Origin of the sequence: Pseudorhodoplanes sp., from assembly GCF_050250235.1 — a bacterium.
GTDB lineage: Bacteria > Pseudomonadota > Alphaproteobacteria > Rhizobiales > Xanthobacteraceae > Pseudorhodoplanes.
In genome coordinates this window covers 169645-191243 of record NZ_JBFWPA010000003.1, presented here as the reverse complement: position 1 = coordinate 191243, position 21599 = coordinate 169645, and the positions used below count along the sequence as shown (strand labels likewise).

18 protein-coding genes are annotated in these 21599 nt (G+C 63.3%); 11 read left to right on the top strand and 7 right to left on the bottom strand.

Going from position 1 to position 21599, the window contains the following annotated elements:
• Nucleotides 1-107 precede the first annotated feature (107 nt).
• The 3 genes from AB7F49_RS03050 (at nucleotide 108) to AB7F49_RS03040 (ending at nucleotide 4024) form a co-directional block, all read left to right on the top strand.
• Nucleotides 108-1613 carry a long-chain-fatty-acid--CoA ligase gene (locus AB7F49_RS03050; RefSeq protein WP_428520184.1) on the top strand — a complete coding sequence of 502 codons (1506 nt, stop codon included), beginning with the start codon at nucleotides 108-110 and terminating at the stop codon, nucleotides 1611-1613.
• 154 nt (nucleotides 1614-1767) lie between these two features.
• Nucleotides 1768-2862, top strand: coding sequence for an NAD/NADP octopine/nopaline dehydrogenase family protein (locus tag AB7F49_RS03045; protein ID WP_428520182.1), 1095 nt, complete (start codon nucleotides 1768-1770; stop codon nucleotides 2860-2862).
• Between the two features lie 178 nt (nucleotides 2863-3040).
• Complete coding sequence (locus tag AB7F49_RS03040) at nucleotides 3041-4024, top strand: 3-hydroxybutyryl-CoA dehydrogenase (RefSeq protein WP_428520180.1); 984 nt, start codon at nucleotides 3041-3043, stop codon at nucleotides 4022-4024.
• Nucleotides 4025-4171: 147 nt separating this feature from the next.
• On the opposite strand, the gene AB7F49_RS03035 is transcribed toward AB7F49_RS03040, so the two are convergent.
• Genes AB7F49_RS03035 through AB7F49_RS03020 form a run of 4 tightly spaced genes read right to left on the bottom strand, consistent with a single transcriptional unit; the run spans nucleotide 4172 to nucleotide 7540 of the window.
• Complete coding sequence (locus AB7F49_RS03035; protein ID WP_428520178.1) at nucleotides 4172-5218, bottom strand: peptidase M29; 1047 nt, start codon at nucleotides 5216-5218, stop codon at nucleotides 4172-4174.
• Nucleotides 5218-5988: an ABC transporter permease gene (locus AB7F49_RS03030; RefSeq protein WP_428520176.1), complete on the bottom strand. Its 771-nt coding sequence runs from the start codon at nucleotides 5986-5988 to the stop codon at nucleotides 5218-5220. The genes AB7F49_RS03035 and AB7F49_RS03030 overlap by 1 nt, the downstream gene beginning before the upstream one ends.
• Nucleotides 5985-6767 carry an ABC transporter permease gene (locus AB7F49_RS03025; protein WP_428520174.1) on the bottom strand — a complete coding sequence of 261 codons (783 nt, stop codon included), beginning with the start codon at nucleotides 6765-6767 and terminating at the stop codon, nucleotides 5985-5987. The genes AB7F49_RS03030 and AB7F49_RS03025 overlap by 4 nt, the downstream gene beginning before the upstream one ends.
• Nucleotides 6764-7540, bottom strand: coding sequence for an ABC transporter ATP-binding protein (locus AB7F49_RS03020; protein WP_428520172.1), 777 nt, complete (start codon nucleotides 7538-7540; stop codon nucleotides 6764-6766). The genes AB7F49_RS03025 and AB7F49_RS03020 overlap by 4 nt, the downstream gene beginning before the upstream one ends.
• A 454-nt stretch (nucleotides 7541-7994) precedes the next feature.
• Between AB7F49_RS03020 and AB7F49_RS03015 the strand changes: the two genes are divergently transcribed.
• The 6 genes from AB7F49_RS03015 to AB7F49_RS02990 all read left to right on the top strand — a co-directional run bounded on the left by AB7F49_RS03015 (nucleotide 7995) and on the right by AB7F49_RS02990 (nucleotide 13881).
• Entirely contained in the window at nucleotides 7995-8963 is a 969-nt protein-coding gene (locus AB7F49_RS03015) for a helix-turn-helix domain-containing protein (protein WP_428520170.1), read from the top strand.
• 150 nt (nucleotides 8964-9113) lie between these two features.
• Entirely contained in the window at nucleotides 9114-10358 is a 1245-nt protein-coding gene (locus AB7F49_RS03010) for an acyl-CoA dehydrogenase family protein (RefSeq protein WP_428520168.1), read from the top strand.
• A gap of 64 nt (nucleotides 10359-10422) precedes the next feature.
• Nucleotides 10423-11142, top strand: coding sequence for an SDR family NAD(P)-dependent oxidoreductase (locus AB7F49_RS03005; protein WP_428520166.1), 720 nt, complete (start codon nucleotides 10423-10425; stop codon nucleotides 11140-11142).
• Between the two features lie 305 nt (nucleotides 11143-11447).
• Complete coding sequence (locus tag AB7F49_RS03000) at nucleotides 11448-11870, top strand: SxtJ family membrane protein (RefSeq protein WP_428520164.1); 423 nt, start codon at nucleotides 11448-11450, stop codon at nucleotides 11868-11870.
• A gap of 10 nt (nucleotides 11871-11880) precedes the next feature.
• Nucleotides 11881-12033, top strand: a complete 153-nt coding sequence (locus AB7F49_RS02995; RefSeq protein ID WP_428520162.1) for a DUF5989 family protein — start codon at nucleotides 11881-11883, stop codon at nucleotides 12031-12033.
• Nucleotides 12034-12045: 12 nt separating this feature from the next.
• Nucleotides 12046-13881 (top strand): carbamoyltransferase family protein, encoded by a 1836-nt coding sequence (locus tag AB7F49_RS02990; RefSeq protein ID WP_428520160.1) that lies wholly within the window; start codon nucleotides 12046-12048, stop codon nucleotides 13879-13881.
• On the opposite strand, the gene AB7F49_RS02985 is transcribed toward AB7F49_RS02990, so the two are convergent.
• Nucleotides 13854-15068, bottom strand: a complete 1215-nt coding sequence (locus tag AB7F49_RS02985; RefSeq protein ID WP_428520158.1) for an SGNH/GDSL hydrolase family protein — start codon at nucleotides 15066-15068, stop codon at nucleotides 13854-13856. The genes AB7F49_RS02990 and AB7F49_RS02985 overlap by 28 nt on opposite strands.
• Nucleotides 15069-15254: 186 nt before the next feature.
• Between AB7F49_RS02985 and AB7F49_RS02980 the strand changes: the two genes are divergently transcribed.
• Nucleotides 15255-15725: a hypothetical protein gene (locus tag AB7F49_RS02980; protein ID WP_428520156.1), complete on the top strand. Its 471-nt coding sequence runs from the start codon at nucleotides 15255-15257 to the stop codon at nucleotides 15723-15725.
• Between the two features lie 254 nt (nucleotides 15726-15979).
• On the top strand, nucleotides 15980-19072 hold the full coding sequence (locus tag AB7F49_RS02975; protein ID WP_428520154.1) for a hypothetical protein: 3093 nt from the start codon (nucleotides 15980-15982) through the stop codon (nucleotides 19070-19072).
• 62 nt (nucleotides 19073-19134) lie between these two features.
• Here the strand turns inward: AB7F49_RS02975 and AB7F49_RS02970 are convergent, their stop codons facing one another.
• Complete coding sequence (locus tag AB7F49_RS02970; RefSeq protein WP_428520152.1) at nucleotides 19135-20328, bottom strand: acyl-CoA dehydrogenase family protein; 1194 nt, start codon at nucleotides 20326-20328, stop codon at nucleotides 19135-19137.
• 26 nt (nucleotides 20329-20354) lie between these two features.
• Nucleotides 20355-21509 (bottom strand): CaiB/BaiF CoA transferase family protein, encoded by a 1155-nt coding sequence (locus AB7F49_RS02965; RefSeq protein ID WP_428520150.1) that lies wholly within the window; start codon nucleotides 21507-21509, stop codon nucleotides 20355-20357.
• Nucleotides 21510-21599: the final 90 nt, after the last annotated feature.

Below are 21599 nucleotides of genomic sequence, written 5' to 3'. Positions count from 1 at the left end.
ATTCTACTTCTCTGCACTATGGGTCCCGCTTCTGCAGCGCATCACTTCGTGCCGCGCTGCGCCCGGGACACGAGGCTTGGGTTCGCGGCCGGTCTAGAAATAACTCCATGGACCTCTCCGACCTCATTGCCCGCAACGCCGACTTCACCCCGGACAAGACCGCGATCCGCTTCGGCGACCGGACGCTCAGCTATGCCGCGTTTCATGCCCGCATCGCCGACACCGCACGTGCGCTGAAATCCGAACTCGGCGTCGGACGTGGCGACCGCGTTGCGATTCTCGCCGCCAACCATTCCGATTATCTCGTCACGCTTTACGCCTGCGCCAGGCTCGGCGCGATGCTGGTGACGCTGAACTGGCGGCTGGCGGTTGCCGAGCAGCTCTACATCCTGACCGACAGCGGCGCGAAGGTGCTGGTGGTGGACAAGGAATTCTCCGCCGTGGTCACGCAGCTTGCGCAACAGCTTCCCGACATCAAGGTGGTCGGCCTCGACTACACGCCCGCGGGCGCACCATCGTTCGGCGATCTGCTCGCGGCAGGCTCGGGCGACGGGCGCAATCCGCACACCGACACCTCCAATCCGCTGCTGCTGGTCTACACCTCCGGCACCACCGGGCGCCCCAAAGGCGCGGTGCTGCGCCAGGAGGCGCTGGTCTGGAACGCGCTGATGAGCCACCACGCGCATGACATGCGCTCGGACGATCACATCCTGACCTTCCTGCCGATGTTCCATGTCGGCGGCCTCAACATCCAGACCACGCCGGCCCTGCAACTCGGCGCGACCGTCACGATCCAGCCGCGCTTCGCGCCGGACACCGCGCTGCAGGCGATTGCGACCGACAAGCCGAGCCTGATCGTGATGGTGCCGGCGGTGATGCAGGCGCTGAGCCAGCATCCGCTCTGGGACAGCACCGACCTCTCGGGGATTCGGGCGGTCGCCACCGGTTCGAGCCAGATTCCGGTGCCGCTGATCAAGGCGTTCAATGAGCGTGGTATTCCGGTGATCCAGATTTATGGCTCGACCGAAACCGGCCCGACCGCCGTCTATACCCGTGTCGGCGGCGATCTCTCCCGCATGACCTCGACCGGGCTGCCCGGCCTCTATTGCGAAGCCAAGGTCGTGGACGACGACGGCCGCGAAGTGCCGCACGGCACCAGCGGTGAAGTGGTCATCCGCGGGCCGAACGTGCTCTACGAATACTGGGGCAATGCGGATGCAACGGCGGAGGCTCTGCGCGACGGCTGGTATCACACCGGCGATATCGGCACCCGCGACGCCGACGGCTATTTCTATATTCAGGACCGCAAGAAGAACATGATCATCTCGGGCGGCGAGAACATCTATCCGGCGGAGGTGGAGCGGGTGCTGCACGACCATCCCTGCATCGCCGAGGCGGCCGTGATCGGCCGGCCCGATCCGAAATGGCAGGAGGTACCGGTCGCGTATCTCGTCTGTCGCAAGGACATGACGATCGGCGCGGAGGAGGTGAAGACTTTTGTCGGGCAACATTTGGCGCGCTTCAAGATTCCCCGCGAGATCGTCTTTGTTGAAAGCCTGCCACGCACCGCGCTCGGCAAGGTGCAGCACTTCATGCTGCGGGAGCGGGAGTGATCTCGTGTCCCGGACGCGGTGCAGCATGAAGCAAAGCGAAATGATGCACCGCTGAGCCGGGACCCATATACCGAAGAACAAATTGGTCCCGGTTCTGCAGCGCACCGTTTCACGCTGCGCTGCGCCCGGGACACGAGACTTGGAGACTTGATCGATGCGCATCGCAGTTCTGGGTGGCGGCAACGGATCGTTCGCGGCGGCGGGAGATTTCGCGCTCGCCGGACACGACACGCGGCTGTGGCGGCGTGACGTGCCTGCGGTCGAAGCGCATCGCGCTGCCGGATCGGCCATTCTGATCAAGGATTATTCCGGCCAGCGGGTGGCGAAGCTGTCGCTCGTCACCAACGACATCGCCGAAGCCGTTCGCGACGCCGAACTGATCGTCTGCCCCGCGCCCGCGCATGCACAAGCCGACATCGCCAAGACACTGGCGCCGCATCTGAAAGACGGACAGGTGGTGTTCCTGCCGCCCGGCACCTTTGGCTCGATGTTGTTCGCTCAGGCGATGCAGGCAGCGGGCAACAAGGCGAAGGTCGCCTTCGCCGAGACCGGTACCTTGCCCTGGCTCACCCGCAAGCACGGCCCGTTCGAGGCCGCGGTGACGGTGCGCGCCAAGCGGCTGCCGACCGGCGTGTTTCCGCTGACGCTGAAAGATCATGCGCTGAAGGTTATCGGCGAAGCGTTCCCCGGCGTGATCGAGGATTGCGGGGATGCGCTGTCCGGCGCGCTGATGAATGCCGGCGGCATCATCCATCCGCCGCTGATCACCATGAATGCCGGGCCGCTCGAGCATTTCGAGAGGTGGGACATTCACAAGGAAGGCACGCAGCCCTCGATCCGCCGCGTGACCGACGCGCTCGACGCCGAACGGATCGCCGTGCGCGAGGCGCTGGGTTATTCGGCCCCGCATTTCCCGCTGGCCGACCACTACGCCAAGGAAGGCGACGAGTGGATGTATGGCCGCGGCTCGCACGACAAGCTGACCGATTCCGGCGACTGGCGGGAGCACATCGTCCTGACCCGGCACCGCTACATGCTGGAAGACACCCGCATGGGTCTGTCATTCCTGACGTCGGTCGGCGAACTCGCCGGCGTGCCGACGCCGCTGGCGCGCGCGTTTCTTGCGATCGGCGGCGCCGTGGTGGGCGAGGATTTCGTGGTAACGGGGCGGACGCTGAAGGGCATGGGGCTTGGACGATATGACAAGGCGGGATTGCAGAAGCTGCTGCGGGATGGGTTTGGGGGATGAAGTCCCGTCGGCAAGAACGTCTCTCGCGTCCCGGACGCGACGCAGCATGGAGCGGAGCGGAATGGTGCGTCGCTGAGCCGGGACCCATTCGAAAGGCATTATGGGTCCCGGTTCTGCAGCGCACCGTTTCACGCTGCGCTGCGCCCGGGACACGAGACCAATTTCGGGGTAAGCGATCATGACAAACCGCGACACCATCGCCTGTCTTGGTGCCGGCCGCATGGGACGCGGCATTGCCGTCGTGTTCGCCTATGCTGGGCATCCGGTGAAGGTGGTCGACTTCAAGGCGCGCAGCGCGGAGGACTTCGAGAAGCTCGAAGCCGAGGCGCTTGGCGAAATCCGCGGCGTGCTGACCTCGCTCGCGGCCTTCGGCATGTTCGATCCGGCGAAGGTGGATGCGATCCTGTCGCGCGTCAGCATCGTGCCGGAGAGCGGCGCGCAGGCCGCCTTCTCCTCAGCCGCGGTGATCTTCGAGGGCGTCCCGGAAGTGCTCGACCTCAAGCGCGAGGCGCTGGCGCGGGCCTCGCAACTTGCCGGCCCCTCACCGATCATCGCCTCGACCACATCGACCATTCTGGTCGACGACATTTCGAGCGCCGTCGAACATCCCGAACGCTTCCTCAACGCGCATTGGCTGAACCCGGCGTTCCTCGTACCGCTGGTCGAAATGTCGCCCGGCAAGCACACCGATCGGGCGGTCACCGCAAAGCTGAAGGCGCTGCTCGAAGGCATCGGCAAGGTGCCGGTGATCTGCGCGGCGCGTCCGGGCTACATCGTGCCGCGCATCCAGTCGCTGGCGATGAACGAGGCTGCGCGCATGGTCGAGGAAGGCGTCGCATCGCCGGAAGACCTCGACAAGGCGATCAAGTACGGCTTCGGCTTCCGCTTCGCCGTGCTCGGCATGCTGGAATTCATCGACTGGGGCGGCGGCGATATTCTCTATTATGCGAGCCGGTATCTGACCAAGGCGCTCGACAACGACCGCTATGCCTCACCCGACATCGTCGCGCGCAACATGGAAGCCGGACATATCGGATTGAAGACGCAGCGCGGCTTCCTCGATTACGAGGGCATGGATGTCGACGCCTATCGCGCCGACAGGCTGAAGGCGTTCGTGGCGATGCTGCGGCATTTCGATCTGGTGAAGCCGCCGGTGGTGTGATCTTTACCCTCCCCCGCGAAGCGGTGGGGAGGGTCGATCGACTGAGTGGAGCGAAGGCGATCGGGGTGGGGGGATTTTTGAGAGCAGCCCCCCACCCGGCTCGCTACGCTCGCCACCCTCCCCACCGCTTCGCGGGGGGAGGGAAAGTCACCCGAATACATCCTGCAGCACGCCGTTCTTCACCACCACCGTGTTGTCCAGCGTGATGGTGGTCTTCATCACCGGCAGATCGAAATGCCCCGCGGTGTAGCGGCCGGCGAATTCGTTGGCGCCGGTCGAGAACAGGAAGTTGCCGGGCACCGCGCGGATTTCGGTGCCGTTGGTGTCGCGCTGGCCGTACATCGCCAGCGCCTCATAGCGCGCGCCGGGATTCATGCCCCATCCGACATGCGACACCGCATAGGCTTCGCGGTCGCCCCAGGCGGCGAGATATTTGCGAAACATCTCGGCGTCGGTGCCCTCGCCGATGATGTCGGTGATGTAGTCGTCCTTGAAGTCGAGGCGGATCGGATCGGCCATGTAGCGCTTGAAGGTGAGGTTGATGTCGCCGCGGTCCAGCACCAGCCGGCCATTCACCGAGTTGGCTTTCGGGAAAGAGACCACGATGCCACCGGGCCAATGCGCGAGCGTGCCGGGCTTCTCGGTCCAGCCCCAGATGCCGACGGTCTGCGCGCCCTCCATGTTGACGTCGAGATCGGTGCCGGCTTCGGATGTCACCTTCATGCGCTTGGAGCCGCGCAGCATGCGCGCGGCGTTGCGGACCTGCGTTTCGAGCGCAGGATCGGGACGCATGCGTTCCAGCGCTTCCGGATGCTCGTTGGAGATCACCATGATGCGGGCGCCGGCCTTCAGGATGTCCGGCGTCTCCGGTGCGTGCATCAGACCTTCCAGCGTGCAGTCGACCACGAATCCGGCCTGCTGCAGCGCTGAGACCACCGGCGCAAGCTTGCCGATCGCCAGGCTCGCGCCTGTCGAGCGGATCGGGACGATATATTGGTTGCGCGGGGTCGGCACCACCACATGGAACGGCTTTGCGCCCAGGCGCAGCAGAGCCAATTCGGCAAGCTGCACATTGAGCTGGCGCGACTGGGTTTCGGACAGGATGGCAGCGGTGTCGCCCGTCTTGACCGCGCATTTTTCAAACAGCTCGCAGAAGGCGTCGATCCACTTGCCTTCGATCCGGTCCGCCAGCATCAGTTTTCCTCCGGAAATCCGACCAGGAGCCAGGCCCGCAGCGCGTTGAACGCGCCATTCAGGATCAGGCCGAGCGCCGAAATCGCGATGATGGGCACGAACATGTCCACCGTCTGGAAATTGCGCGCGGCCCGGACCAGGAGCTGCCCGAGCCCGTCGGTCGAGGATATCATTTCCGACAGAAAGACCACGATGCAGGAAATGACAAGGCTGATCCGGCAGCCGGTCAGGATCGAGGGGAGTGCGGCCGTCAGCACCACGGTGAACAGGGTCTTCAGCCGGCTCACCCCCATGGCTCTCGCCGACCAGACCAGCTTCGGCTCGACCGAGATCGCGCCCTGATAGGTTGCGAGCAGGATCGGGAACAGCGCGTCGGCGAAAACCAGTGCAATCTTGGACGAATGGTCGAAGCCGAGCGTCAGGATGAAGGCTGGATAGAGCGCGATTTTCGGCACTGGCGCCAGCACCCGGATGAGGGGGCGCAGGAGCGCCCCAATCGTGGGACTGCCCGCAGCGGCGATCCCGAGGCCAACGCCGACGATCACGGCAAGGCCGAAGCCCCAGAACAACCTGTACAGCGTGGTCGCGGCGTGGCCGAGGAAGGTCGGGTCTCCAAGCAGCTGGATGAAGCGCCCGAACACCGCGCCGGGCGGCGGCAGCAGGGTTGGCGGGGCAAAGTTGAACGCGGTCAGATATTGCCACAGCAGCAGCAGCAGCAGGATCGGGATCAGCCCGATCGCAATCTCGGAGAGACGGCCGCGCGCGCTCATGCCGAGCCGACCGCGATCTGATGCACCGGATCGGCCCATCCAACCATAACGTTGCGAAACCGTTCGAACAGCAGGTCGAGCACGAAGCCAAGCACGCCCACGATCACGATCGTGGCGTAGACGGTGTGGTATTGTGCGAGGTCGAGCGAGTTGAAGAGAAGGTTGCCGATGCCGGCCTGGCGCACGATCATCTCGCTGGTGACCATGGTGATCAGCGCCAGCACGAGGCCGGTGCGGCAGCCGACCATGATTTCCGGCAACGCCGCCGGCAGCACGATCCGGAACAGCCGCTCGCGCGCCGACATGCCCATGGCGGCGCCGGACCAGAGCAGCTTTTCGCCGACCGCCCTGGCGCCCTGATAGGTGTGATAGATCAGCGGCAGCGACACGCCGAGGAAGATCACCAGCGTCTTCGACGCTTCCCCGATGCCGAGCCACAGCATGATGATCGGCATCAGCGCCGCTTTCGGCACCGGATAGATCATCATGAACAGCGGATTGAAGAACGCCGCGACCTTCTTGCTGCGACCCATCATCAGCCCGATCGGAACCGCGAACACGAAAGCGAGCGCGAACCCGATCACCATGCGGCGGACCGACGACAGAATGTCGTAGAGCGAGCGCGGATCGGTCAGGATTGCCGGAAGATCGCGCAGCGTTTCCCAGGCCGTCGGCAGCGATTCCAGCGCGATCAGGCGCGCGCCGATCTCCCATGCCACCAACAGCGCGAAGCACGCGATCAGCGGCGGAACGCCGGGGATGGCGGTGAGGTTCTTCATGCGTGCGCCGCCTCGTCCGCCGGATTCTCCATCATCTTCTCGATGCCGACCACGTATTCCTGATACTTGCGGTTGACCAGAAGCTCCGCCCGGTGCCGCGGTCGCGGCAGATCGATCGGGATGATCTCCTTGATGCGGCCGGGCGAGCGCGTCATCACCATCACCCGGTCGGACAGGAACACCGCCTCGTCCACGCTGTGGGTGACGAACATCACGGTCTTGCGGTCGCGTTCCCAGATGTCGAGCAGTTCGTTCTGCAGGCGCACGCGGGTATGGGCGTCGAGCGCACCGAATGGCTCATCCATCAGCAGGATTTTCGGGCGGTAGGCGAGCGTGCGGCAGATCGCGACCCGCTGCTTCATGCCGCCCGACAATTCCTTCGGGTAGAAATCGGCATAGCGGGTGAGATTGACCATCGCGAGCAGTTCGCGCGCACGCGCTTCGGCCGCCTTGCGGCTCTCGCCCTGCTCGAGCAGCCCGTACATGACGTTACCCAGCACCGTCTTCCAGGGAAACAGCGCAAATTCCTGGAACACCGGTCCCCGATCGGGGCCGGGCCCGTCCACCGGCTTGTTGTCCACGAGGATGGTGCCGGTCGACGGCGGCACGAAGCCGCCAACGATATAGAGCAAAGTCGACTTGCCGCAGCCCGACGGCCCGAGGATCGAGACGAACTCGCCATCCCCCACCTTCAGGTCGATATCGGTGATCGCGAGATGAGGCCGGTTGCGCTGCGTGTCGAAGGTTTTTGACAGGCCTTCAATCGAGATCATCGTGCAGCCAATAGCCAAGCATTAACGTCCACCTCTATGCCGCTCGTCGCCACACCTGTGTCTGCGCCTCGCGCAGCCCGAGCCTAAGACTTGGGCGGCGACCCGGAGCCAGACTTGCTGGATTCCCGCTTGCGCGAATAAGCGGAGAGCGGAGGAGTTGCATCACGCAGGCTCAAGGCGTGCGCACGATAGCGGGGCGTTGGATGAGCGGCAAGCACCCGGAATCGGCAGCGATTGCGTGCGTGATGGGCACAATCGGACGTGAATCACGGGCTTCCAGCATCGAAACTCGCGAAAAGCAAATATTGAGGGCTGGGGCGAGAGAACCCAAAGCTCCGGGTTGCAGCCGCAGCGACTATGGCGTTACTCTTTCACATTGTAGGCGATCATTTTCCGTGATCTGCTGCAAAGCATCCGGCGTAGTCTGGCTGTCCAGCGATTGTTGGCAAGCGTCGTGGAATGGTCATCAAAACCATCTCGGGTCGATCAAGGCTTTGGCACCTGGGCTGATGATCTGGCCGCGGCATTCGTTCGGCTCGAGCCCCGCAAGATTGCCGATCAGCCCTTCCAGGGAACGATAGCAAGGGCTGACGCCGACCCCGTAGCGGTTTCCCGGGTCACCGCAAGCAGACACACCGTTCTGCGCCTTCCCGCGCATATCGCGCGAAGCAGCGATGACCTGAGTTTCATAAACCTTCAACTGAAAGGAACAGGCCGGTACGCCCAGCGCGGCCACGAGCAAGTCTGCGGCCCAGGGGATCTCGCGGTGGTGGATACGACGGAGCCCTTCGAAATCGCCAACGGTCTGGACTTTGAATTGTTCTGCTTTGCGATTCCCCGAAAACTTTTGCCACCCGGCTTCTTCGAGCGGCCACGGCTGAGGTTGGCCGGCACTGAAGTCGGCAGGGCGCTTTCGCGAGCGCTTGCCGGCCACGCCGAGCTCTGCCTCGCCTCAAACGTGCCCGAAGTCCTGCTGTCCGCAAGCGGTGCGCACATCGTCGATCTCGTGTGCCATGCGCCCTGCGCGATCGAGGAAGAGCCAGCCAGACGGTTGAATGCGCCCGTCTTGATGTCGATGATGCTGGACCATATTGCGCATCACAGCGACGACTGCGATCTCTCCGCCGCTACATTGGCGCGAACATTTCATTGTTCGGAGCGTTACGTCCACAAGCTGTTTGCATCGACCGGCCGTTCCGTCGGCGAGCACGTCAACGACCGGCGAATCGCCGCCTGCATTCGCGACCTCCTGGTGCAGCCAAAGCGGACCATCGCCGAGATAGCATTCGCAGCGGGCTTTCGGGATATCTCGCATTTCAACCGGCTCTTTAAGCGCCTGAATGGCACATCCCCGCGAGAATTCCGCCGTGCGGGCCCGTCCGACGCCGTCGCGATGCGCCGACGAAGCGGGACGCTGACCTGAGGCAGCAAGACCGCGGCGGGGTTGGCCGCCAGAATGCGCTTCACCCGTGCGCTGGAAGCCAAGAAATCGGGCGTCAGCATCCAAGACCTGCCCGCTTCGATCCGATAACCGTCGCCCATCGACAAGCCGCTATCAGGCGCGGATAAGTCCATGGCGATTGATTTTGCATTGACCCCTCGGCAGCGTGATCTTCAACGCGAATCCCGCAACTTTGCGCGCGACGTGCTTGCCGGCGCGCGCATTGCGGAATCGCTGCCGACGCCGGAGGAGCGATTCCTCGCGACCCGGCCGGTCTACGAGGCCATGGTGGCGGCCGGCTTCCTGCGCAAATGCGTTCCCGCTGCCGCCGGTGGCGAGAACGCCGGCCTGGTCGACATGGCCATCATGGCCGAGGAGTTCTACAGCGTGGATGCGAGCGTCACGCTGACGATGCTCGGAACCGTGCTTGGCTTTCTGCCGATCCTGCTCGGTGGCACACCGGAGCAATGCGGCCGGTTGCTTGGCCCTTTCCTGAAAACGAGCGGGGCGCCGCTGGCCAGCTTCTGTGCCAGTGAACCCGGGGGAAGCGCCAACGCAGCGTCTCCGCCGCCGGGCGAAGGTGTGCGTACCACGGGCAGGCTTGCGGGCGACAAATGGATCATCAACGGCCGCAAGAAATGGGCTTCGTCGGCGACCGGATGGGACCGCAAGGGAGCCGACATCCTGTGCGTCGTGTGCCGAACCGATCCCCTCGCGGTGCCCACGGAGGCGATCTCGATCATCGTCGTTGAACGCCCTGCATCCGGTATCGTTTTCGAGCGCGCAATCGACACGATTGGTCATCGCACGCATCTCGTCCCGGAATTCCGTCTCGACAATGTCTCTGCGCCGCGGGACAATTTGCTTGGCGAAACGGGAAGCGGCCTTGCGCTCTCGGCGGCCAGTTTCACCGGGACCGCGGCGCTGGTCGGGATTTTCGGCGTCGCGCTGATGCGGGCGGCGTTTGAGTTTTCGCTGCACTTCGCCAGAAACGAAAAGCGCGGCGGCGTTCATCCCATCATAGAGCATCAGGCCGTAGGATATGCGCTGGCCGACGCCAAGACGTCGATCGAAGCGGCGCGGTACCTCAGCTGGCGCGCCTGCCATGCGGTCGACACGCAATCGCCTGCTGCCGACGAACTTGCGATCCAGGCCAAGATTTACGGGTCGGAGACGGCGGTTCGCGTGATCACCGATTTGATGCGAGTCGTCGGCGTCGACAGCTATGACCGCGAGGTTCCGCTTGGACGGCTTCTGCAGGACGCGCTCGCGCTTCCGATCTTCGACGGGGGCAACATGGGCGTTCGCCGCCGCCAGCTCCACACCATGCTGAAATCGCCCGACTACGACCCGCTCGCGGCGATCAGCACAGCCTGAAGGAATACACCTCGACCGCAACAGATCGTCATTTCCGTCAGTCATCCACAGAACGGTCCAAACCATGATCACAGCAAACCCAGTAGCGGTTGTAACGGGAGCGTCGCAAGGAATTGGAGCGGCAATCGTCAAGGCGCTCCGAGCGCGCAACTACCGCGTGGTCGCGACCTCGCGCTCCATCCAGCCAGGCGGCGATCCGGATACCGTGACGGTGCAGGGAGATATCGCCGATCCGGACACTGCTGACGCGGTCTTCAAGCAAGCCCTGGATCGCTTCGGCCGGGTCGACACGCTGGTCAATAACGCGGGCATGTTCATGGCCAAGCCGTTCACGGCTTACTCCCGGGACGATTACGCGCTCTACACAGCAACCAACGTGACCGGCTTCTTTCACATGACCCAACGCGCGGTCGAGATCATGGAACGCCAGGGCCGCGGCCACGTCGTAACGATTACGACCAGCCTGGTCGACCAGCCCATGACCAGTGTGCCGTCCGTGCTCGCATCGCTCACCAAGGGCGCCCTGAATGCGGCGACAAGGTCGCTCGCGACCGAGTTCGCACGGAAAGGTATCCGCGTGAACGCAGTTTCTCCCGGGATCATCAAGACACCGATGCATCCGGTCGAGGCCCATCAGGCTCTCGCCGCATTGCATCCCATGGGTCGGATGGGTGAGACGTCGGACATCGTGGATGCGGTGCTGTATCTGGAAACCGCAGGCTTCGTGACCGGGGAAATTCTTCACGTCGATGGCGGCCAGGCAGCCGGTCACCACGCGATCTGATCCGCCCTGCAGTCCGAACCATCCGTCCGTCGATACGATCGCGGCATAGCGAGAAGGTTGCGACCGGTCCGGGCGAGGACGCGGTCCTTCGGGGGGTACCGCCCCGCGGATGCCGGCGGCTGCGCGCCCCGCAAGGGCCGAATTCCGCCGTCAAGAAGGCGCCTTGCGGGGGGTCCCGGGGCACACCCGGCGTGCGGACATCGCCATCTTCCGGCCGGAGAATATCGAGGTTGACCCCGCGGACGCGATGTCCCATGCCTACGCACCGTTTGGAGCCCCTCCAATCGGACACCTGCGCAAGCGCCATGCACGAGAACTTTTCCCGCGAAGAAACCATCGAAGGTTCGTCGGATCGAGCCTTTGGCGTGGTGATGGCCGCATTCTTTCTGGTGGTCGGGCTGTTCCCGCTCATTTTCCGCTCGTATCTGGATATCCGCTGGTGGTCGATCGCGATTGGCGTGGTCTTCGCGGCATTGGCCTGGCTACGGCCCCGCATGCTGAACCCGCTCAACCGGTTGTGGCTTCGCCTCGGCCTGTTATTGTCGAAGATCGTAAGCCCGCTGGTGCTGGCGCTGCTGTACTACGCCACCGTAACACCCATCGGCCTGCTCATGCGTGCCGCCGGCAAGGACCCGCTGCGGACGCGCAGAGACCCTTCCGCCCAGAGCCACTGGATATCACGCGAGCCACCGGGCCCCGCTCCCGACACCATGCGGAACCAGTTCTGAGAGATCGAGCATGCTTTCGTTCCTGCGTGAGTTCTGGCGGTTCCTGCGCGTGCGCAAGAAGTATTGGCTGCTGCCGGTCTTCGTCATGATGGCGATTTTCGGCGCGCTGATCGTCCTCACCAAAGGATCCGCGGTCGCTCCTTTCATCTATACGATCTTCTAGATATTGCCTCCGATGCGCATTCTCGGATTGTCCGCATTCTATCACGACAGCGCGGCCGCGCTGGTCGAGGACGGCCGGATCGTAGCCGCGGCCCAGGAAGAGCGCTTCACGCGCAAGAAGCACGATTCCGGCTTTCCCCATCACGCGATCGCCTTCTGTCTCGAGGCAGCCGGCACCGACCTCGACGGCATCGACCAGGTGGTGTTCTACGACAAGCCGTTCCTGAAATTCGAGCGCCTGCTCGAAACCTATCTGGCTTTCGCGCCGAACGGATTTCGCTCCTTCCGCATGGCCATTCCGCTGTGGCTGCGCGAGAAGCTGTTTCAGAAGCAATTGCTGCGCGACGAGTTGCGCAAATTCTCCGCCGACTTCGACTGGGAAAACCGGTTGCTGTTCACCGAGCATCATCAAAGCCATGCGGCCTCGGCCTTCTTCCCCTCTCCGTTCGAGGAGGCGGCGGTGCTGACGATGGACGGCGTCGGCGAATGGACGACAACCTCTACCGGTTTCGGACGCGGCAACACGCTGACCATCCGCAAGGAACTGCACTTTCCGCATTCGCTCGGCCTTCTGTACTCGGCCTTCACCTATTACACCGGCTTCAAGGTGAATTCCGGAGAATACAAGGTCATGGGGCTCGCGCCCTATGGCGAGCCACGTTACGCCGGCCTGATTCTGGAACATCTGATCGACCTGAAGCCGGATGGAAGTTTCTGGCTCGATCAGAGCTATTTCGATTATTGCACCGGCCTGCGAATGACGAACGAAAGATTCGACCGGCTGTTCGGCGCGCCGCCGCGCAGTCCCGAAGAATTGCTGACGCAACGGCACATGGATCTCGCCGCGTCGATCCAGGCGGTCACCGAGGAAGTCGTGCTACGGCTGACGCGCGCACTCGGCGCGGAGACCGGCAGCGACAATCTGTGCCTTGCGGGCGGCGTCGCGCTCAATTGCGTGGCAAATGGCAAGGTGCTGCGCGACGGGGCTTTCAGGAATATCTGGATCCAGCCGGCCGCAGGCGATGCCGGCGGCGCCATCGGGGCGGCGCTCGCCGCCTATCACATGTATCACGCCAGGCCGCGCGCGATCGGGGACCGGATCGACGGCATGAGCGGGTCCTATCTCGGCCCCGCCTTCAGCGACGACGACAGCGAGCGGCGCCTGCGCGAGGCCGGGGCGAGGTTCACGCGACTTGACGACCATGCAATGGTCGAACGCGCGGCCGCGGATCTGTCGCAGGGCAAGGCGCTCGGCTGGTTCCAGGGAGCGATGGAGTTCGGCCCGCGCGCGCTCGGCAACCGCTCCATCATCGCCGATGCCCGATCAAGCGACATGCAGTCGGTACTCAATCTGAAGGTGAAATATCGGGAGTCGTTCCGCCCCTTCGCGCCGGCGGTCCTGCGCAGCGATGTTGCCGAGTGGTTCGACCTCGACAGCGACAGCCCCTATATGCTGCTGGTCGCCGACGTCGTTGCCCGCCGGCAGCGCCGCATGACCGCAGAGGAGCAGGCGCTGTTCGGCATCGAGAAGGTCAATGTGCCGCGCTCCGACATCCCGGCTGTGACCCATGTCGATTATTCGGCGCGCGTGCAGACCGTGCATGAGGAGACCAATCCGCGCTTTCACGCACTGCTGACGCAATTCAAGGCGGTGACCGGGTGTCCGGTCCTCGTCAACACAAGTTTCAATGTGCGCGGGGAGCCGATCGTTGCAACGCCGGAGGATGCCTTCCGCTGCTTCATGGGCACCGAACTCGACGCGCTCGCGGTCGGCAATCTCTATCTGGTCAAGGAAGAGCAGGACATGTCGCTCAGGCGCGATTACAAGGGCGCCTTCGAGCTGGACTGAGCCGGGACAAGGAAGCGGCTGCAGACCCAGTCGGCAATCAGCTTGCCGCCCAGCGCGTTGCCTGTACCGTTCAGGTGCCCGCTTCCGAGCTTTGGCGGGAACCCGTAAAGAAAAACACGCTCGCGGTCGCCGTGCTCCCGGAACGGCTCCAGCAGGCTGAGCGTCGGCATCCCGTTCTGCGTCGCGAATTGAGCCAGCCGGCTGACCGGGTAGTCGAGGTCGGCGGCTCCGATCGCCTTCGCATTGCTGTCGCGTTCGGCTTGGCCAGGCAGGGCCTGCACCGGATCGGGAATGATGACGAGGCCGAAGCCGAGCTGCCGCTGCCGCGACCAGTCACGCATCTGCAGGAAGGTCTTCTCGGTCACGGACCAGGCCGAGCGCCAGGTCTCGTCGCCGGGCGGTGCGTAGAGTCCGATCGCTTCCGGACGGTAACGCCCCCGCAGCTTTCCATCGACGGCGGTGCTGAATTCAAGCGGCGCCGGCACCATCGTCTTGCCGCGCGTGACCTGTTTGAGCGCCTGCAACAGATAGGACGAATTGACCAGCCGCCGCTGCCAGTCTGAACGTACCTCGTTGCGAAACGCCTCGCTGTCGCGGAAGCTCGTGTCGAGTTGCAGCGCGCCGTCCGGCTTTTCGAGGAAATAGGGCTTGGTCTTCTGGCCCTCCACGCTGAGCGCCTGGCTGTTGTTCATCACATCGTTGCCGGCATAATATCCGACAAGCACGAGCTGCGGCTGAAAGCCGGCCACTTTCTGCTGGAGCTGCAGAAACTGCTGACCGGTCCCGTAGCCGGAGACACCGAAATTCAGCACCTCGACGCGACGGCCGGCCAACGCGGGACAGGATGCGATTTCCTTTTCGACGACGCGGTTCAGCGCCTCATCCTCGCTCAAATTCGTGGAGTCGAGGAACGAATCGCCGAGCATGGCAATGCGGATCGTTTTCCCGTCCGGCCGCTCCGGCCAGTCCGGGCCCCGAAAACCGTAACGGTTCATCCGCACATGGGCGGTGTTCTCGTGGGTCGACCAGCCGCTGACATGGGGCCGAAACGACCAGCCGAGGTCCCGGTCCGGCTGGGCGAAGAGCGGGAACGACCAGCCCAGCAGCCGCAGCATCGCCTCGATCAGCACCAGGCTGAACAGCAAACTTGCAGCAACCAGTCCGGCCTGCTTCAGCCAATTCGACATGCGCGACGTCATCGGGCGCCTTTATACCCGTGCAGACACCGGAAAAGGAATGGGGTTGAAGGAATATGCGAGGTAAGGCAACGTCGTGAAGGCGAGTGGCAAGAGCAACGGACCGGCGACTCGTCCGATTGACGCACAGGTAATTTCATGATCAAGGCGCTGGGACTTGGCGGCCTGAGCCTGCTGATGCTGGCGCAGGCCGCAACGACCGCCGATATTGCCACGGACAAGTTTCATGACGAATTCAACACGGCGGTCGGGCGCCGCGGCGGCAAATTCCAGCTCACGTTGAGCGGGTGCCAACTTCAGGACAATGGTCAGCACCATGTTTGCTATTACGCGCTGGGCGAGGATGTGGCCGTACAGGTTCAGGGCGGTGAAAGAGAACGGCTCGTCGACCGGATCAAGGCAACTGTAAAGACCGGCAATGAAGGGTTCCAGAAGATCGGCTATCTGATCACGGCGGTCGCGCTAACTTTCTTTCCCGACATGACGAAGTCCGAGATCAACAGGCTCCTTGACGAGACCACCGCCGGGCGCTTCGCGGAATCGCGCCCGCAGAACCAGCGCTCCCTCACCTTCCACATGGAGGTGGAGAAGAACAACTGGATCTTGCCGAACAAGACCACCTTGACGATTTCCGTCACCCGGCACTGAGCCGGGGCCGCTCCGGCCTCCCGAACGTGTCCAAGAGCCGCGGGCGCCGGCGGTGATGCGACAGCCCGCCCGGATGGCGGGGCAAGGCCTGCCTGCCGCGAATCTCAAGAATCTGTGATCGAAAATCCCGCCGAAAGCTGTCCAAACGACGCGATTTTTCCGCTCCACGGCGGATTTCCGCCCGCCAAGCCTGAACTTGGGACCGGTCCCCTCCGACAAATCGCAGAGACACACTTCTCGGGTGGGAGGCGACAATGGCACAACCGACAACACAAGAAGTCCTGATGTGGGCGCTACTGAACCGCGCGCGCCTCAACCCGCAGGGCGAAGGCATCGACATCAACGAAGGCGGGGTACGAGACTTCAATGGCAATCCGGTCTTCCTGACCGCTGAATCCCGACAGCCGCTCGCCTGGAACGACAAGCTCGGCGACCTGACCGACTTCCACAATCAGGAACAGCTTGCCGCCCAGAAGATGTTCCACCACCTCGGCGATGCTGCGGCCGCCGCTTATCACCGCCACGGATATCAGTTCAGCTGGCGCGGCGAGAACGTCGCCAATGCGGATCTCTGGGGCAATGTCACGCAGGATACGGCCATCGCCCTGCAACATCAGGGCCTGTTTCACGACACGCACTGGGATGGCCGCGGCCACCGTTACAACATCCTTCTCAACGATTTCCAGGAGGTCGGCGTTGGTCAGCTCATCGGAACCCTGAACGGCAAGACCCAGTCGATCATCACACAGAATTTCGCCAAGCCGACCACCAACACCCAGTTCTTGACCGGCATCGCCTACAACGACAGTGACGCCGACAAGTTCTATTCGATCAATGAAGGCCGGGCCGGCGTCACCGTCACAACGACCGCTGGCAGCGTTTCGACCGCGAGCGCGGGCAATTACTCAAAGGAAATCTCCGCCGGAGTACAGACCATCTCGTTCTCCGGTGGCGGGCTGCCGACCTCGATCTCGGCCGAGATCACCGTGACGGCAGGACGCAACGCGCTGGTCAACCTGGTCGATACCTCGACGCTCGAAACCTCGGTCTCGCTGAAGGCGATCAGCGGCGTCGTCAAGATCATCGGCCTCGGCAATATCGGGCTGACCCTGACCGGCAACGCGCTCGACAACACCATCGTCTCCGCGCTCGGCAGCGACACGATCAACGGCGCAGACGGCACCGACACGGTGGTCTATTCCGGACTTCGCGCCAGCTACGTCATCAACACCAATGTCGCGACCGGAATCACCACCGTTACCGGATTCGGCGCAACCGACACGCTCTCCCTTGTCGAAAAGCTGCAATTCAGCGATCAGTTCATCACCATCGGCGGGCCCGCCAACCGCGCGCCCACCGTTGCAGTCGCGGACAAGGCACTGAACATCGGGCAAGCTGCCAATATTGCATCCTGGGTGGCCTATTCCGACCCCGATGGCAATCCGGCGACCCAGTTCCAGCTCATCGACAACGGCGCCGCGGCAAATAGCGGTGTATTGCTCGCGCCGAACGGCAGTGTCGTCGCCGCAGGCACCACTCTTTCGGTTTCAGCCGCCGATCTCGCCAATGACTTGATCCGCGGCGGCACGGCCGCGGGCACCGAGACCGTGCAGATCCGCGCTTTCGACGGCACGACCTGGAGCGCCTGGGACTCGTTCAACTTTACCACCAATCCTCCGGCCAACCGCGCGCCGACCGTGGCGGTCGGTGACAAGACCCTGGCTGCCAACGCGGCCGTGAAGATTGCCTCCTGGGTGTCCTACAGCGATCCCGATGGCAATCCGGCGACCCAGTTTCAGCTCATCGACAACGGCACCGCGGCAAATAGCGGCGTATTGCTCGCGCCGAACGGCAATGTCGTCGCCGCAGGGACCACTCTTTCGGTTTCAGCCGCCGATCTCGCCAACGTCTCGATCCGCGGCGGCACCGCGGCGGGCACCGAGACCATGCAGATCCGTGCGTTCGACGGCACGGCCTGGAGCGCCTGGGACTCGTTCAACATCACGACTACTGCGCCGCTGAACCGCGCCCCGGTCGTCACCATCGACGACAAGACGCTCAAGGTAAATCTCTGGGGCCAGGTGACCGACTGGCTAAAATATTCCGACGCCGACGGCAATGCGGCAGTCCAGTACCAGTTCATCGACAAGTTCGCCGCCACCGGCAGCGCGTATTTCTGGAACAACGGCGTCACGCCAGTCGCCAACCAGGTGTTCACCGTGAATGCCGCCGACATCGGCAATGTCTGGGTGCGCGGCGCGACGGTCGGCGGATGGGACAACATGGAAGTCCGCGCTTTCGACGGCACCAGCTGGAGCGCATGGGACTCGTTCAAGGTCACCACGCTTCCAAACAACGCACCGGTCGCTCTGATCGCCGACAAGACTGTGAAGTTGAACCAGTGGGTCAACATCGCCGATCTCATCGGCTATTCCGACAAGGATGGCGACGCGGCGGTACAATACCAGTTCAACGACCTGTATGCCGGCAATGGCAGCGCCTATCTCTGGTTCAACGGAGCAAAGGTCGCCAATCAGGCTTTCACCGTGAATGCTGCCGATCTCGGCAATGTCTGGGTCCGCGGTGCTGCAGGTACTGGCTGGGACAACATGCAGGTACGTGCCTCCGACGGCATGTCCTGGGGCGCCTGGGATACCTTCAAGGTGACCACCGTCGCCAATTCCGCGCCGGTTGCGACCATCAATGACACGACCCAAAGCAAGAACCTCTGGGTACAGGTATCCACACTCGTCAAGGCGACCGACGCCAACGGCGACGCGATCACGGAATTCCAGTTCGTCGACCAATATGCCGGTGCGGGCAGCGCCTATTTCTATACGCCCGACAAGCCGCAGCACGCCGCGAACGAGATTATCACCGTCAAGGCCGCCGATATCGGCAATGTCTGGATCCGCGCCGGCCAGGGTGCAGGCTGGGACAACATGCTGGTCCGCGCCTCCGACGGAACGGCGTGGGGCACGTGGGACAGCTTCAAGTTCATCACCCTCAACAACGTCGCCCCCGTCGTCTCCGCGCAGGATATCGATCTGCGCATCGGACAGAAGGTTGCTGCGAAATCACTGTTCAGCGTGATCGATGGCGATGCCGGCGATGCGATGACGCAGTATCAATTCTACGACGATACGGCGGGAGCGAATTCCGGATATTTCGATCTCAACAAGACGGCGCTTGCGGCCGACACGACGATCACCGTGTCCGCGAGCGATCTCGGCAAGCTGAGCTACAATGCGGGCAGCGCGGTCGGCACCGACATGCTCTGGGCGCGCGCATTCGACGGCGACCTCTGGAGCGCCTGGCATCAGTTCGACGCCAACACGATCATCTGAACCGGATACGAAAGAATGGTTCCCTGACCTGTCCCCCGGACCACAATCCGGGGGACTTTTTTTCAATAAGACCGCGGCATGCCGAGAACGTTCTGGCCGATATAGGCGAGGATGAGATTGGTCGAGATCGGTGCGATCAGCGAGATGCGCGCGTCGCGCCACTTGCGCTCGACGTCGAATTCGCGCGCAGCAGCGAAACCGCCATGGGTCTGCATGCAGGCCTCGGCGGCATGCCAGGCGGCTTCGCTCGCAAGCAGTTTCGCCATGTTCGCCTCTTCGCCGCAGGACTTGCCGGCCTCGAACAATGCGCAGCCGGCGCGGATCATCAGGTCGGCCGCCTTCCACTCCGCATAGCACCGCGCCAGCGGGAACTGGATGCCCTGGTTCTGGCCGATCGGACGGCCGAACACTTCGCGCTCCTTCGAATAAGCCACCGCCTTGTTGATGAAGAACCGGCAATCGCCGGACGATTGGGAGGCCGCGACCAGACGCTCGGAATTCATGCCCGTCAAGATGTAGCGGAAGCCCTGCCCTTCCTCGCCGATCAGATTTTCCGCAGGCACTTCGAGATTGTCGAAGAACAGCGCATTGGTCTGGTGGTTGATCATGGTGTCGATGCGCTGCATCGACAACCCCTTGCCGAGCGCATCCTTCACGTCGACCAGCAGCACCGACAGGCCCTCGGTGCGCTTCTTGACAAGGTCGACCGGCGTGGTGCGCACCAGCAGCGTCATCAGATCGGACTTGTGAGCGCGCGAGGTCCAGATTTTCTGGCCGTTGACGATGTAGCGGTCGCCCTTCTTCTCGGCGCGGGTCTTCAGTTGCAACGTGTCGGAGCCGGTGGTCGGCTCGGTGACCCCGAATGCCTGGAAGCGGATCGTCCCCTCGGCGATGCCGGGCAGATACTTGTTCTTCTGTTCGTCATTGCCGTGACGGAGCAGCATGCCCATCATGTACATCTGGGCGTGACCCGCGCTGGCCTGGCAGCCATTGGCGTTGATCTCTTCGAGGATCGCGCAGCCCGCGCGCAGCGGCAGCCCGGAGCCGCCATACTCCTCCGGAATCTGCGCGGCAAGATAGCCTGCGTCGGTCAGTTCCCGGATGAACGCCTCGGCATAGTCGTCCTCGTCCTCGAGCTTGCGCCAGTATTCGCCCGGATATTTCCGGCAGATCGCGCGCACGCCCTCGCGGATCTCCGGATAGTCCTCACCCAGCGGGACTGAAACGCCGAGCGCATCCGCGTTGATGGCGTCCATGATTGTTGTCCTTCTTCCTGCGTCGCCTATGCAGTCGTGCGGCGTACAGCGTTTCCGGGCAGCAGCAGATCGTTGTCCTCCGCGAGCGCCGGCGGATTTTTCCTGAAGGCGGGGCGTATGCCGTCGAATTGCAGCGGCAGACCCATCAGCTGGAATTTTCCGTCGGTACTGGTCTGCAACATCCCGACCGCCCTGGTCTGCGGATGGTTCAACACCTCGTCGAGCGATTGCAGCGGCGCGCAGGGTACGGACGCGGCGGCGAGCGTGTCGATCCAGTATTGCCGCGGCTTGGTCCTGATCACGTCCGCCACCAGCGCATTGACCTTTTCGCGATTGCGCACACGGTTGGAGTTGGAACTCATGTCCGGATCGTCCGCCCATTCCGGATGACCGACGGCCTGCGAGAAGCGGCGGAACAGATTGTCGTTCGCCGCCGCGATTACCACCCAGCCATCGGTTGCCTGATACGCCTTGTAAGGCGCCATGCCGCCATTCTCGGAACCCACGCGCTTCGGCACATTGCCCGATGCGAGGTACATCGCGGTCGCCATGCACATCCACGACAAGGCGGTCTCGAACAGCGAGGTGTTGACCTCGCAGCCCTCGCCGGTGTCCTTGCGGCGAATGAGCGCCGCGAGAATGCCGATCACCGCCCACATGCCGGCGCCCTGATCGATGATCGATGGCCCGGTGCGCACCGGCTCGGCGCCCTCATGGCCGGTTACGCTCATCAATCCGCCGAACGCCTGCAGCAGCGGATCGTAGCCCGGCATGTGCTTCAGCGGCCCGTCGGCGCCGAACGCGGTGAGATTGCAGTAGATGAGAGACGGCTTGTGCTTGCGCAGCGACACGGCGTCGAGCTGATAGCGTTCGACCAGCCCCGGCCGCATGTTCTGCACCACGACATCGGCATGATCGACGATGTAGCGCCGCAATGTCTCGCGCTCGGACTCATCCTTCAGATCGATCGTCGCCGAACGCTTGTTGCGGTTGATGGCCTGGAACATGCCGGCCGCGCCATGCAGGAAGGGCGGACCCCAGTTGCGCGCATCGTCGCCACCTTCCGGATTCTCGATCTTGATAACGGTGGCGCCGAGTTCGGCCAGCACCAGACCTGCGATCGGTGCGGCGACGCTGTGGCCGAGTTCGACGACGACGATGTTTTCAAGCGGCAGCTTCATCAGATGAAAAGTCCTCTGGAAATGCAGGGAGGTAGAAGGCCCGGTTGTTGCCATGTCAACACAGTGTTTGGTAGGCCAACTCTTCGAGCG